The organism is Phaeobacter cretensis, assembly GCF_047372505.1.
Taxonomy (GTDB): domain Bacteria; phylum Pseudomonadota; class Alphaproteobacteria; order Rhodobacterales; family Rhodobacteraceae; genus Phaeobacter; species Phaeobacter cretensis.
Window position 1 is genome coordinate 1,862,501 of sequence record NZ_JBKBEU010000001.1, and the last position, 13,614, is coordinate 1,876,114.

Genomic DNA, 13,614 nt, shown 5'->3' on the forward strand with positions numbered 1-13,614 from the left:
GCGACGCAGAGGTTATCGCCGGATTTCGGACCATCGGTTAAGGCGGATGTCATTAAGAAAGAACCATTCGCCCGAGTAGAAGGCCCAAGTTGCGCTTGAAGCGATCCTAGATGAGAAGGAACTGGAGGAACTGTCGAAGAAATACGGCGTGCATCCAATTCAGCTCGGAACATGGAAGCGCACAGCGATAGAGGACATGGCGACTGCCTTTGATCGCAAAGGTTCAGCGCCTGAGCAAGTAGTGCCGCTTACGTCGACAAACCGCGTCCCAAGATCGGCCAGCTTGTTGTGAAACGGGCAGTTTGGCCAGTGGGTCGCGTCAGATGACTTGGAACAGTCGCAGAGAATAGAAAAGTAGGGTCACTGCACCCCTATACGCTGTGGCGGACATCTTATCGATATACCACTTGGCGTATGACTTTTTCAAATACGTTATAGCGTATCAGTTTGGTCGATTTTGACTGATGTTCAGACTGTCTGACGTCAGCACTTATGGGTCCAAATAGGGTCATTTGCTAAGAGAGTGTTTGTTGCTCATCGTAACCACTGAGGAGTGGACGAAGAGAAAGGCAACGAAGAGCCCTGGCGAGAAGATCGTCAAAGATATCAAACGGGCGACCGGCAGGCACTCTTCATCCGAAGAGAAGATCCGGATCGTGCTGGATGGCCTGCGCGGCGAGGACAGCATCGCTGAGTTGTGTCGTTGTGAGGGTATATCGCAGGGCATCCCCCGCACCACGTTCTATCGTTGGTACGATCGATACCTGCAGCGAGGCCGGGTTGCAGGATCAATCTCCTAAGCCAAAGCACGTCTGGAACCGCGTGCCTGACGAAGTGAAGCGCAAGGTTGTCGACTTCGCCCTGCAGGAAACGGAACTGTCACCGCGTGAGCTCGCGGTGACGTTCACAGATCAGGAACGCTACTTCGTGTCAGAATCTACAGTGTATCGTGTGCTGAAGGCGCATGATCTGATCACCAGCCCGGCGTTCATCGTTCTCAAGGCAGCGAACGAGTTCAAAGACAAGACGACTGGGATCAACCAACTTTGGCAGACCGACTTCACCTACATCAAGGTTCTCGGCTGGGGCTGGTTCTATCTCAGTACGGTCCTCGACGATTACAGCCGCTACATCGTCTCCTGGAAGCTCTGCACCAACATGCGGACTGAAGACGTTACCTATACGCTGGACCTCGCATTGCAGGCATCTGGATGCGACCAAGTTCACGTCGTTCACAAGCCACGTCTGCTCAGTGACAACGGCTCAAGTTACGTCTCAGGGGATCTGGCGGAATGGTTGCTGGACAAAGGCATGAAGCACTCTCGCGGTGCGCCATATCATCCGCAAACACAGGGCAAGATCGAACGCTGGCACCAGACCTTAAAGAACCGCATCTTGCTGGAAAACTATTTCCTGCCAGGTGACCTCGAAGCTCAGATCGAAGCCTTCGTCGATCACTACAACCACCAGCGCTATCACGAGAGCATCAACAACGTCACACCCGCTGACGTCTACTTCGGACGCAACAAAGCCATTCTAAGGCAACGCGAAAGGATCAAACGAAAGACACTCGAAGCGCGACGCTTGCATCACCGCCAGCACGCCGCATAATCAAACCAACCAGATGAGCCAAACCCTCTCTTAGATTAGGCAGCCATTGGTTCCAAAAACTCTGACAACGGACAGTGTTGCTGTGTTTTACTTCAAATCCAAGAGCGGGCTTTTGGCCGAAGCTCTTCGAGATCAATACCAGAAATACGAAGATCGCTGGCAGGCCACGCTCTCAAAATCAACACAAGGTCCGGCAGACCGGCTACGCGCCATAATCGAGGCGGATTTTTCACCTGATATCTGTAACTCTGAGACATTATCCGTATGGTTTGCCTTTTGGGGAGAGCAGAAGTTCACTCCACAATACGCCGAAGTCACCGAAGAGTTCATAGCGCGCAGGAGCGAAGCCATTCGCGAGATATGCGTCGAGCTGGCACCACAGGATGCTTCCTTCGCTGTGCAAGCGGCGGAATGGATCGACTCATTCACTGATGGCTGCTGGCAAAAGCTGCATCTGTTCCCACACGACTATTCGCGCGAACGTGCACTCGAGACGACCTTTGGACTGCTGCGCACCCTATTTCCCGACGAAGCTGCTGCTTTCTGACGGAATAGCTAGGTGATCACTTAACCTTTTATTCGTAGCGCCCATATCGCGTTGAATTTGGTGCGCTCGCACTCCAAAGATGGGGCGACGAGCCTAAGGAGTGCTTTGCAATGCTGCGAAATGATATGAAACCCGCCACAATTGCCGCGCAGGCCGCGGGTGCAATTGATTTGGCAAGCGGTGGCGTGGTGCCTCCCCTGCAACCTTCGACGACCTTTGTGCGTGACCGAGACTATCAGCTGGTCAATCAGGACAATGTTTATCTACGCTCTCACAATGATGCTGTACGCCTTGGCGAGGACATCCTGTCACGCCTGGAAGGGGCTGAAGACACGCAGTTGTTTCCGTCTGGAATGGCAGCAATTGCCGCAGTGTTTCGCACAGTCTCCAATGGCGGCACCGTCATAATACAGTCAGGCATCTATTGGGGCACCACCAAATGGATCCGCGATTTCTGTGCCCGTCGTGAGATCACGCTGCACGAAGTCGAGGCCAGCGATATTGCTGCGTTGAAAGCGATTTGTACCAACCACAAAGCAGATCTGGTATTTGTCGAGACGCCATCAAACCCTTGGTTGAAAACAGTGGACATCGCTGCGGCTAAGGCCGCTGCAGAATGCGCAGGTGCTATTCTCGTCGTTGATAGTACTGCGGCCACGCCACTGCTGACGCGCCCGCTAGAGCTAGGGGCAGATATCGTCATGCATTCGGCAACCAAGGTGATCAATGGTCATTCCGATGTTCTAGGAGGCGTCCTGAGCACCCGCGCCCGGACGCCAGTCTGGGAGGCTATCTGCATGGATCGCAATGAAGCCGGCGCGGTCATGGGCCCGTTTGAAGCCTGGCTATTGGTCCGCAGCATGCGCACCCTGCCGCTACGGGTGGAGAAAATGTGTGCCAATTCCATGACCATTGCCGAGTTCCTCGCCAACCATCCAGAAGTCGAAGACGTATTTTACCCTGGCCTGCCCAGCCACGAAGGTCACACGCTTGCGAAGCAACAGATGAGTAGTGGTTATGGGTTTCTGATGTCATTCCTTGTCAAAGGCGGTCGAGAAGCAGCGCTGGCGGTTGCCGGACGGTTGAACTTGTTCCACCGGGCAACCTCGCTTGGTGGCGTTGAGAGCTTGGTTGAACACCGTCACACCATTGAACCCCATACTGGCATTCCCGAAAGCCTATTACGGATTTCTATCGGAATTGAAGACGTCGATGATTTGATCTCGGACCTGAATCAAGCGTTACAGCGAGAGGATTAGGTTCAGGGGTACGAGGCCATGTTCCCTTTGCACTGCGCGGTGACACCTCTGCTTTGCGCAGCCGGAGATATTTCTTCGTGATTGCGAGACTTGCGTGGGCATAAAACCAGCAACTCTCCTGTAGGAATCCAGAACTGTCACTCTGAGGTCGCTAACTGCTGAAAGCCGGAAAGTAAGTTACGGCTTGTTGGTTGCTTCAGCGTCAACTGATAGGCTGAAGAACGTGTAGTTTAGAATTGCTTTGCGCCCTTCCGCCTCCGCTGCCCTGCGGAATGCGGGGTTAAGCCGATCAATCATATCGACTAGCAGTCGGCTTTGGTCTTTCGCAGTGTCAGCCCAAGCCTTTTGGGCTTCTGCGGCGTAACCGTTCCCTGTGTGGGGTGTAGCGATAACCGCTTCATTCACTTCGTCTCCTACCACCCATTCAACAGCACCTGGCAACAGCACCTGGGAGGATGGCGAGGAGGCCGACGGTTTGGTCTCGCACAGTTATCGCCTTTACTTGCACGGCCTTATGCCAAGCTCTTACATCCAAGGGGTCGGTAGCAGAGATATGGAGCTGTCGCGTTTTTGTGCCGCCCCAGGTGCTTGTTTTGGCCAGTTTCCGTTCGAAGGCGACAGGGTTTTTCAAGCCAGTGCTGAATGCCTTCGACGCGGATTGTAGAGGCCACTGATGTATTTGAAGGTGGCCATCTCAACCTTGCGCTGCGTCTCCAAGGATGCCGCCAAATAAGTTCTGCTTTGATGGTTTTGGAGAAGGTCTCGACGGCAGCATTGTCATAACAATTACCTTTCCCAGACAGGCATGAGAGCGGACACCTTGAAGCGGACTGTATCCGGCTTGAAAGTTTAGACGCTCCGTAGGGCAATCCATCTTGAAGAGTGGCCGTGCGCCGCAAACAAGATAACAATTTCGCGTTAGCGGAAAGTTTCATTTGGAGCCCCTTTCGCGCAATGAAAACTTCTCCACGCGACTTCCAATCTTCCAATCTTCCAATCTTCCAATCTTCCAATAGAATGGCAACACGCAACACCTTGTGCTAGGCAAGTGTCTCTAGGTCAGATCATGCTAGAAGCGAAGTCATGTTTTCCTTATATTCTGGAAAACTACTGAGTCAGAATGGCGCGAAGATGAGCAAAGAAGAAACCAAGACTGAGCAAATCGAGATGATGGTTGCTAAACCGGATTACTCGCGCATTTCGATCAACTCGCAACAGCCGATGGCAAGCGCACCATCCGCGCCACCGCCGCCTAAACCGAAGCGCTGAGCATGGCCAAGAAACCGACACCACCGACCAAACCAAAGAGGTAGAGCATGGCAAACACGTCGTCGAAGCTGTCCACTGCTAGAGTTGTCGTTGTTGACAAGTCACAGAAACCTGTTGCCAGCAAACCGGCATCGTCGCCACCTCCCAAGCCTAAGAGGTAAACCAATGACTAGAGAACCCTCCGCACCGCCTACGCCGCCGCGTCCTACAACGCCGCCGTCGCGTCCGATCCCGGAGACGAACACCCGCCCCATGCCTGCGGCCCCGTCTTCGCCTCCGCCACCCAAGAGGTAACGCTATGCCATTTGAAGCGCAGTCAGGCATACAAGCACAGTCAGGGGGCGGACCCGTCTACATCCCCGACAATGCCAGACCCATCCCCAGCGCCCCGGCTTCGCCGCCACCGCCCAAGAAGTGATGGGGCGTGCCGTATTCGCACTTCTGAGATTTCGCCCGCCGGAATAATTGTGATTTCCGGTCCCCAATCGCCGTGCGAAGGGTCTACCTTTTCCCAATCATCTGAGTCAGGCGCGCGGAAGTCTGTCACGTATATCGCAATAGACCCGTCTTGGCCCAAGATCATCGGGCCGAATGGCGCTTTTTTGAAATCGTCCAGACGCTCACATTGCAGCGCCATACCGTCTTTCTTCACAACCGTGATTTGAGAGGGCCCTGAATCTTCGCGATTGATGACGGTTTCCCATGCGGCGGTATTTCTATCCGCCGATGATATGCCTGCACTTCGCAGAAGCTCAGGAACGGCACTCACACTTACCCGCCGCCACACCGCAGCCGCCACTAGCGCAACCATGATCCCGCCCACGCTTGCCCCGTAGCCCGCCCATAATGGCAAAGCGCCGCCTGATGGGACCGGATATTTCCAGTTGTAGAGGATCAAGAAGCCCGCTGACGCGGCCTGAGCCACGAATGCAAACACCAACGCAATCGCCAGTGTATCAAGCGTACGGTGAGTTGTATCGCGGCCCGTATAGGCTAGACGATAGGACAGGTATCCCGCGACCAAGATCGCGAGAGTCTGATAGGGCAATTGCAGGAGGTTTTCGAGGGTTTCCATCCTCACACAAAACCATTGTTTGTGAGAGCGCACAACGTAGCGATATTGAGGAAAGTTCGTTTAGATGATTGTCAGCGATCACAGCATTTTCGTGCGGTATGCGCGTTCATGCATAGGGCTTGTGGCGGTTTCCCCTTTCCATGGCTGGGTGCGTCCGGTCGGCACTTGGAGCCGTAGCGTTTCAGCCACGTCTCCAAACGTTTCCGCTTGCTTCCAGAGTGCTTCCACGGGTTTAGGAGTCAAAACGCCATCGGCGGTTTTTATGGCGTTATTTCGTTGTTTTAAGGTGTTTTTGATTTTGTAAGATTGGTTGCGGGAGTAGGATTTGAACCTACGACCTTCAGGTTATGAGCCTGACGAGCTACCGGGCTGCTCCATCCCGCGACACTTTTGTTGGGCGATCGCTTACGCTACTTGAGCCCTTTTGTTTGTCCTATCGCCGATTTTGGCGGTTTAGGACTATTGCAGTATTGCTTGTAGCACGACTGCGTGTCCCCTTCAGGGTGATATGGTCTGAAGGGTATTCGTTATTAATATCGTTTAAGAGTTATGGATTTTACTAGGTTTGGCGGTGACCTACTCTCCCACGCCTTAAGACGCAGTACCATCGGCGCAACAGTGCTTAACTTCCGGGTTCGGGATGGGACCGGGTGTTTCACTTGCGCTATGACCACCAAACCGAGAAAAATCCATATATCGACGATGTTTCACAATTTTTGTGAGACGCTCGTCGAGATACAACCAACATGAAGTCCAGTTTTGTTTTGCTTTTGGTTCATTGTGTCACTGACTGTTACTGGAACAGATCAAGCCTATCGGGCGATTAGTACCGGTCAACTGAATGCATTGCTGCACTTACATCTCCGGCCTATTGACGAGGTGGTCTACCTCGGCCCTCAGGGATACCTTGTTTTGAGGGGGGCTTCCCGCTTAGATGCCTTCAGCGGTTATCCTGTCCGATCATAGCTACCCTGCACTGCTGCTGGCGCAACAACAGGTCCACCAGTGGATCGTTCACCCCGGTCCTCTCGTACTAGGGGCAACTCCTCTCAAGTATCCTACACCCACGGCAGATAGGGACCGAACTGTCTCACGACGTTCTAAACCCAGCTCACGTACCTCTTTAAACGGCGAACAGCCGTACCCTTGGGACCTGCTCCAGCCCCAGGATGAGATGAGCCGACATCGAGGTGCCAAACACTGCCGTCGATATGGACTCTTGGGCAGTATCAGCCTGTTATCCCCGGCGTACCTTTTATCCGTTGAGCGATGGCCCTCCCACTTGGGACCACCGGATCACTATGGCCGACTTTCGTCTCTGCTCGACTTGTCAGTCTCGCAGTCAGGCTGGCTTCTGCCATTGCACTCAACGAGCGATTTCCGACCGCTCTGAGCCAACCTTCGCGCGCCTCCGTTACGCTTTAGGAGGCGACCGCCCCAGTCAAACTACCCGCCACGCAGGGTCCCGGATCCGGATAACGGACCGCGGTTAGACATCAAGAGTGCGAAGGGTGGTATCTCAAGGGAGGCTCCACGTGAACTAGCGTTCACGTATCGATGCCTACCACCTATCCTGCACGTCACAATCCTGATGCCAGTGCGAAGCTGTAGTAAAGGTGCACGGGGTCTTTCCGTCTAACCGCGGGAAGCCTGCATCTTGACAGGCAATTCAATTTCGCTGAGTCGATGTTGGAGACAGCGGGGAAGTCGTTACGCCATTCGTGCAGGTCGGAACTTACCCGACAAGGAATTTCGCTACCTTAGGACCGTTATAGTTACGGCCGCCGTTTACCTGGGCTTCAATTCGGAGCTCTCACCCCTCCTTTTAACCTTCAGGCACCGGGCAGGCGTCAGACCCTATACGTCGTCTTGCGACTTCGCAGAGCCCTGTGTTTTTAATAAACAGTCGCCACCCCCTGGTTTGTGCCCCCAGCTCCAAGTTGCCTTGGAACCGGGCCTCCTTCTCGCGAACTTACGGAGGTATTTTGCCGAGTTCCTTCAACATCGTTCTCTCAAGCGCCTTGGTATTCTCTACCAGTCCACCTGTGTCGGTTTAGGGTACGGTCTCATGGAGGGCTATTTCCAGGGACTGATCAGCAGCCCATTCAATCCGATAAGGATGAACTACCTTCACAATCCGTCACATCCTCCTGGCCTAGGAATATTAACCTAGTTCCCATCGGCTACGCCTTTCGGCCTCGCCTTAGGGGCCGGCTTACCCTGCTCAGATTAGCTTTAAGCAGGAACCCTTGGACTTTCGGCGAGAGTGTCTCTCACACTCTTTGTCGCTACTCATGTCATCATTCTCGCTAGTGATCTCTCCACGGGATCGCTCACGCGCCCGCTTCATCGAAAGCCTCGTGTCTCCGGCACTCATTATAAAATGAGTAAAAGAGACATGAGACTATGTCACACTACGCTCTGCTACCATGCACTATGTGCATCCTAAGCTTCGGCTCATGGCTTGAGCCCCGTTACATCTTCGCCGCAGGACGTCTTAATTAGACCAGTGAGCTGTTACGCTATCTTTAAAGGATGGCTGCTTCTAAGCCAACCTCCTGGTTGTTTTGGACATCCCACCTGCTTTCCCACTTAGCCATGAATTAGGGGCCTTAGCTGTAGGTCAGGGTTGTTTCCCTCTCCACTACGGACGTTAGCATCCGCAGTGTGTCTGCCATCTAGTACTCCCGGGTATTCGGAGTTTGGTTAGGATCAGTAAGCCTGTGGGGCCCCATTACCCATCCAGTGCTCTACCCCCCGGGGTATTCGGATGACGCTCTACCTAAATAGATTTCGCAGAGAACCAGCTATCTCCGAGTTTGATTGGCCTTTCACCCCTAGGCACAGCTCATCCCGATCTTTTTCAACAGATGTGGGTTCGGTCCTCCAGTGCATGTTACTGCACCTTCAACCTGGCCATGCCTAGATCACTCGGTTTCGGGTCTGATCCCACAAACTCATTCGCCCTATTAAGACTCGCTTTCGCTGCGCCTACACCTAACGGCTTAAGCTTGCTTGTGAGACCAAGTCGATGACCCATTATACAAAAGGTACGCTGTCAGCCCTCAAGGGGCCTCCAACTGATTGTAGGCGTTCGGTTTCAGGTACTGTTTCACTCCCCTCGTCGGGGTGCTTTTCACCTTTCCCTCACGGTACTGGTTCGCTATCGGTCAGTAAGGAGTACTTAGCCTTCGAAGGTGGTCCTCCGATCTTCAGACAGGATTTCACGTGTCCCGCCCTACTTAATACGTCCTATCATGCTTCATATACGGGGCTATCACCCACTATGGCTGTGCTTCCCAACACATTCTATTCACACTCAAGGCTCGGCTGGTCCCCGTTCGCTCGCCGCTACTAGGGGAGTATCATATTGATGTCCTTTCCTCCGGGTACTTAGATGTTTCAGTTCCCCGGGTTTGCTCTTAAAACCCTATGTATTCAGGTCTTAAGTACCTGATTAAGCTCATTATTGATGTCCTGCCGCTTTGCCACTCAAGGACTGGCCTCTCATCGCAAAATGCAGAGTCACAATAACAAACTGTCAGGTGGGTTCCCCCATTCGGAAATTCATGGATCAAAGCCTATTCTCGGCTCCCCATGACTTATCGCAGAGTATCACGTCCTTCATCGCCTCTTACTGCCAAGGCATCCACCAAACGCCCTTCTCGCGCTTGATCTGGTCCAGAAAAAGACAGTGAACTGTCACGCCACAGAAGCTGGTAAGAAACTGTGGCCTTATTCTGAACCAAAAGCATACTTTCCCGCTCACTTCCGAAGAAGTGAACAATGGCTCATAAACCTTGCGGAATATGAACCGGGTTAGTGTACTTGACTTGGACAACACTGCGGTTTCAATCCGGCAGACCCTCGCGCGCCCGAGGAAAAGGGCGGAATGCAAAGGCTCGCATCAGACCAAATAAATGATCTTCAGCACCAAACTGAGGTCGATCCCTCACACGGGTGACCAACAGTGTTGTTGATTGTATCTCTCTAAACGATGTCAATATGATCAACCTTCCCGAAGGAACATCGATCCGGTCCGATTGGACGGTTAAACATCTCAGGATGCTTAACGATCAAATCGTCTCTTGCAGAATGGTGGGTCGAGGAGGACTTGAACCTCCGACCTCACGCTTATCAGGCGTGCGCTCTAACCACCTGAGCTACCGACCCATTCTATGTGGGCCGTTCGCATGAGTGGTGGAGCCTAGGAGGATCGAACTCCTGACCTCCTGAATGCAAATCAGGCGCTCTCCCAGCTGAGCTAAGGCCCCTTGCTAGATCCTGCACCAAAGCAAGATCATGACAGTTCTGAAGAGATATGAGGACGGCCTGGTCCTGATGTTGATCAGTTTTGAATACTGATCTTATGCTAAGTGTATCACGAGACAGAGCAAGCTCTGATCTAGCTAGATACATCCTTAGAAAGGAGGTGATCCAGCCGCAGGTTCCCCTACGGCTACCTTGTTACGACTTCACCCCAGTCGCTGAGCTCACCGTGGTCCGCTGCCCCCTCGAAAGGTTGGCGCACGGCCTTCGGGTAAACCCAACTCCCATGGTGTGACGGGCGGTGTGTACAAGGCCCGGGAACGTATTCACCGCGTCATGCTGTTACGCGATTACTAGCGATTCCGACTTCATGGGGTCGAGTTGCAGACCCCAATCCGAACTGAGACAGTTTTTTGGGATTAACCCATTGTCACTGCCATTGTAGCACGTGTGTAGCCCAACCCGTAAGGGCCATGAGGACTTGACGTCATCCACACCTTCCTCCCGCTTATCACGGGCAGTTTCCCTAGAGTGCCCAGCCGAACTGCTGGCAACTAAGGATGTGGGTTGCGCTCGTTGCCGGACTTAACCGAACATCTCACGACACGAGCTGACGACAGCCATGCAGCACCTGTCACTAGGTCACCGAAGTGAAAGCCAAATCTCTCTGGCGGTCCTAGGATGTCAAGGGTTGGTAAGGTTCTGCGCGTTGCTTCGAATTAAACCACATGCTCCACCGCTTGTGCGGGCCCCCGTCAATTCCTTTGAGTTTTAATCTTGCGACCGTACTCCCCAGGCGGAATGCTTAATCCGTTAGGTGTGTCACCGACAAGCATGCTTGCCGACGACTGGCATTCATCGTTTACGGTGTGGACTACCAGGGTATCTAATCCTGTTTGCTCCCCACACTTTCGCACCTCAGCGTCAGTATCGAGCCAGTGAGCCGCCTTCGCCACTGGTGTTCCTCCGAATATCTACGAATTTCACCTCTACACTCGGAATTCCACTCACCTCTCTCGAACTCAAGACCAGGAGTTTACAAGGCAGTTCCAGGGTTGAGCCCTGGGATTTCACCCTATACTTTCTGATCCGCCTACGTGCGCTTTACGCCCAGTAATTCCGAACAACGCTAACCCCCTCCGTATTACCGCGGCTGCTGGCACGGAGTTAGCCGGGGTTTCTTTACCAGATACTGTCATTATCATCTCTGGCGAAAGAGCTTTACGACCCTAAGGCCTTCATCACTCACGCGGCATGGCTGGATCAGGCTTGCGCCCATTGTCCAAGATTCCCCACTGCTGCCTCCCGTAGGAGTCTGGGCCGTGTCTCAGTCCCAGTGTTGCTGATCATCCTCTAAAACCAGCTATAGATCGTAGACTTGGTAGGCCATTACCCCACCAACTATCTAATCTAACGCGGGCCGATCCTTCTCCGATAAATCTTTCCCCCGAAGGGCGTATAAGGTATTACTCACCGTTTCCAGTGGCTATTCCTTAGAGAAGGGCACGTTCCCACGCGTTACTAACCCGTCCGCCGCTCACTCCGAAGAGTGCGCTCGACTTGCATGTGTTAGGCCTGCCGCCAGCGTTCGTTCTGAGCCAGGATCAAACTCTCAAGTTGAAATGCCCTTGCAGGCATATCCTTGACGTTCGAACCTCTGCACATCTTTGATGTCCTACCGCTGACGCCAACCAAGGACGGACCTCAGTCAGCACGGCTTCGAACCCGGCTAGGAACTCGAAACGAACATCAAAACTTTCTCTGTTTTTCGTGCTTGGTTTCAAAAGAAACCGAAGCCGTCCAAACAGTGAAGCTGACACTTTATTATCGCGCTACCACTTCGCTACTTGAGCGCAGGGCATCGCTAAAAGCGTTGATATGAAGAGGCTGATCCATCGAATGAACCAAACCGCCCACATATCTCTTCAGATATCATCAATGTCAAAGAGCATACACCAAGAGACAATAACCAACAGATGCGCCACTCTCATGGCACGCCCGCCAACAAAATCTCCATAATGTCACCGTCTTTCCGATGCGGCAGACCGTCTCTCCGGCCAGTCCGGCTACCGTAGCAGCCAACCCAGCAGCGTCCCCGCCGCCGGTGAAGGGGGTTCTAAGCCCACTCAACAAAACCCGCAACACCAAAATCAACAAAATTACCCATTTCAATAAACAAATCCAAAATATGCAACAAAATCAACAAACTAGACAAAAAGAAAGACAGCAAAAAAACCGGACAAGCAAAAAAACCCAACCAGATACATGCAAAAATCAATCCCAAGCCAACTTACACACAGACTCACACAACATATCCACAGACAAACACTCCTAAAACAAAACGAGTCACTCAAAAATCAAACCAAACATAAAATGAAAGACCCAGAGAGGCGCGATATATGGAGCGTCGTAAATGGCTACCCTCCATATATGTGTAAACGCCGCGCCCCAGACAGGACGCGGCGTTTGACCTTACATAAAGCGTATCCATTTTAGGTGGGCGCTATGCGTAAGCCAACAAGCCTGCGCCTGGCGGCTTCGTACTCAGACTATTACAATTGCGCCCAGAACAGCTCCAAGTGTCGCGCAACGATCTCTTGAAAGCGTCCGTCTGCCTTTAGCGCCTCCAACCCCGCATTGATCCGGTACAGATGAGCCGTGCCGCGCCAGTGCCGTTTTGAGATGACGACATGCAGCCCCTCTTCGGACAGAGGTCGCTCAAGCGGGATCACCTGATCCCGCAACCCTTCGGCGATCAACGTGTTAGCACCAAGGAACAGGTTCAGAGAAACGGCGTCGACTTCTCGGGCCATCAGCTTACGAAAACAGGCTCCCGGGTCTGCGGCCTGTACAAGGGTGACCTTGCCTTCGCTCAGCCACTTGCGATCTCCGCGATCCAGATCGTGGGTGTAATACCCTTCTGGCCGACACAGAGTTTTCCCCAGCATATCGGCATCACTATTAAAGTCGAAGGGCGCATCAGCCCGAACAAAGACCATGATCGGGATGGTCATCAGCGGCTCTGAGAAATGAAAGTTTACACAGCGCTCGTCGCCAGGGGTCGTGGCACAATCAGGCTTCAGCCAGGGAAACCCCATATCGAACTGCTTCTCATCCAGCATCGGGAATAAATGCTTAGACCAGTCCTGCTCCCATGTAATGGAATAAGAGACAGGAGCGGGCGTCAGTTCCAACGCGGCATTGACCAGCTCGGTGACCATCCCCTGACCTGGCAGCGCCTGATCGGTAAAGGGTGTAAATCCGCCGCCCGTCAGCAGCTTCATTTCCGCGTCATCCTTGCGCAGCGGCGTCGCATCCGGTGCGGAGGATTCCTGAGTGCACGGGATATGCAGAGTCTTACCCGGGATGACGCTGGGACCTTCCAGCATGTGCTGATTGCTATAGTAGATCAGTGTCCAGCGGCTGCGATCATTATAGTGGGTCTCCGCAATCGAAAAGAGCGTGTCACCAGGTTGCACCCGGTAGTCGACGTTGCAGATGGCCTGGGCGGCATGTGGTGTTAGCCCGACAGCCAGCATCAACATGATTGCCAGTGTTGCGAAACGTTTCAGCATGGTGCGCTC

The 13,614-nt window shown here is 53.2% G+C and carries 6 protein-coding genes, 3 tRNA genes, 3 rRNA genes and 2 pseudogenes; 4 read left to right on the forward strand and 10 right to left on the reverse strand.

What is annotated here, in order from left to right; genetic code table 11:
- Positions 1–536 precede the first annotated feature (536 nt).
- The 3 genes and pseudogenes from ACEWZM_RS08970 (at position 537) to ACEWZM_RS08980 (ending at position 3,417) form a co-directional block, all read left to right on the forward strand.
- A pseudogene (locus ACEWZM_RS08970) lies at positions 537–1,611 on the forward strand (IS3 family transposase).
- 82 nt (positions 1,612–1,693) lie between these two features.
- Complete coding sequence (locus ACEWZM_RS08975) at positions 1,694–2,158, forward strand: TetR family transcriptional regulator C-terminal domain-containing protein (RefSeq protein ID WP_414006103.1); 465 nt, start codon at positions 1,694–1,696, stop codon at positions 2,156–2,158.
- Between the two features lie 110 nt (positions 2,159–2,268).
- The gene (locus ACEWZM_RS08980) at positions 2,269–3,417 is read left to right on the forward strand and encodes a trans-sulfuration enzyme family protein (RefSeq protein ID WP_414006104.1); all 1,149 of its coding nucleotides are present in this window, start codon (positions 2,269–2,271) and stop codon (positions 3,415–3,417) included.
- A gap of 177 nt (positions 3,418–3,594) precedes the next feature.
- On the opposite strand, the gene ACEWZM_RS08985 is transcribed toward ACEWZM_RS08980, so the two are convergent.
- Together ACEWZM_RS08985 and ACEWZM_RS08990 are read right to left on the reverse strand one after the other, a co-directional pair.
- Positions 3,595–3,822: a hypothetical protein gene (locus tag ACEWZM_RS08985; RefSeq protein WP_414006105.1), complete on the reverse strand. Its 228-nt coding sequence runs from the start codon at positions 3,820–3,822 to the stop codon at positions 3,595–3,597.
- 190 nt (positions 3,823–4,012) lie between these two features.
- Positions 4,013–4,220 (reverse strand): annotated as a pseudogene (locus ACEWZM_RS08990) (integrase core domain-containing protein); the annotation flags it as partial.
- 328 nt (positions 4,221–4,548) lie between these two features.
- Here ACEWZM_RS08990 and ACEWZM_RS08995 point away from each other — a divergent pair.
- Positions 4,549–4,686 (forward strand): hypothetical protein, encoded by a 138-nt coding sequence (locus ACEWZM_RS08995; RefSeq protein WP_414006106.1) that lies wholly within the window; start codon positions 4,549–4,551, stop codon positions 4,684–4,686.
- Positions 4,687–5,020: 334 nt separating this feature from the next.
- Here the strand turns inward: ACEWZM_RS08995 and ACEWZM_RS09000 are convergent, their stop codons facing one another.
- The 8 genes from ACEWZM_RS09000 to ACEWZM_RS09035 all read right to left on the reverse strand — a co-directional run bounded on the left by ACEWZM_RS09000 (position 5,021) and on the right by ACEWZM_RS09035 (position 13,605).
- Positions 5,021–5,761, reverse strand: coding sequence for a hypothetical protein (locus tag ACEWZM_RS09000; protein WP_414006107.1), 741 nt, complete (start codon positions 5,759–5,761; stop codon positions 5,021–5,023).
- A 307-nt stretch (positions 5,762–6,068) separates the two neighbouring features.
- Positions 6,069–6,145 (reverse strand) — tRNA-Met (locus ACEWZM_RS09005).
- 179 nt (positions 6,146–6,324) lie between these two features.
- Positions 6,325–6,439, reverse strand: a 5S ribosomal RNA gene (gene rrf, locus ACEWZM_RS09010).
- Between the two features lie 124 nt (positions 6,440–6,563).
- Positions 6,564–9,438, reverse strand: a 23S ribosomal RNA gene (locus ACEWZM_RS09015).
- Between the two features lie 419 nt (positions 9,439–9,857).
- A tRNA-Ile gene (locus tag ACEWZM_RS09020) sits at positions 9,858–9,934 on the reverse strand.
- A 25-nt stretch (positions 9,935–9,959) separates the two neighbouring features.
- Positions 9,960–10,035, reverse strand: a tRNA-Ala gene (locus ACEWZM_RS09025).
- Positions 10,036–10,186: 151 nt separating this feature from the next.
- Positions 10,187–11,650 (reverse strand): 16S ribosomal RNA (locus ACEWZM_RS09030).
- The 16S, 23S and 5S rRNA genes sit together here with 3 tRNA genes alongside, the layout of an rRNA operon.
- A gap of 932 nt (positions 11,651–12,582) precedes the next feature.
- On the reverse strand, positions 12,583–13,605 hold the full coding sequence (locus ACEWZM_RS09035) for a transporter substrate-binding domain-containing protein (RefSeq protein ID WP_414006108.1): 1,023 nt from the start codon (positions 13,603–13,605) through the stop codon (positions 12,583–12,585).
- Positions 13,606–13,614: the final 9 nt, after the last annotated feature.

What these genes read in the sequence shown, in the direction of transcription:
- ACEWZM_RS08980 (WP_414006104.1), top strand. Translation starts at nt 2,269, where the DNA reads ATGCTGCGAAATGATATGAAACCCGCCACAATTGCCGCGCAGGCCGCG.
- ACEWZM_RS08995 (WP_414006106.1), top strand. Translation starts at nt 4,549, where the DNA reads ATGAGCAAAGAAGAAACCAAGACTGAGCAAATCGAGATGATGGTTGCT.
- ACEWZM_RS09000 (WP_414006107.1), bottom strand. Translation starts at nt 5,761, where the DNA reads ATGGAAACCCTCGAAAACCTCCTGCAATTGCCCTATCAGACTCTCGCG.
- ACEWZM_RS09035 (WP_414006108.1), bottom strand. Translation starts at nt 13,605, where the DNA reads ATGCTGAAACGTTTCGCAACACTGGCAATCATGTTGATGCTGGCTGTC.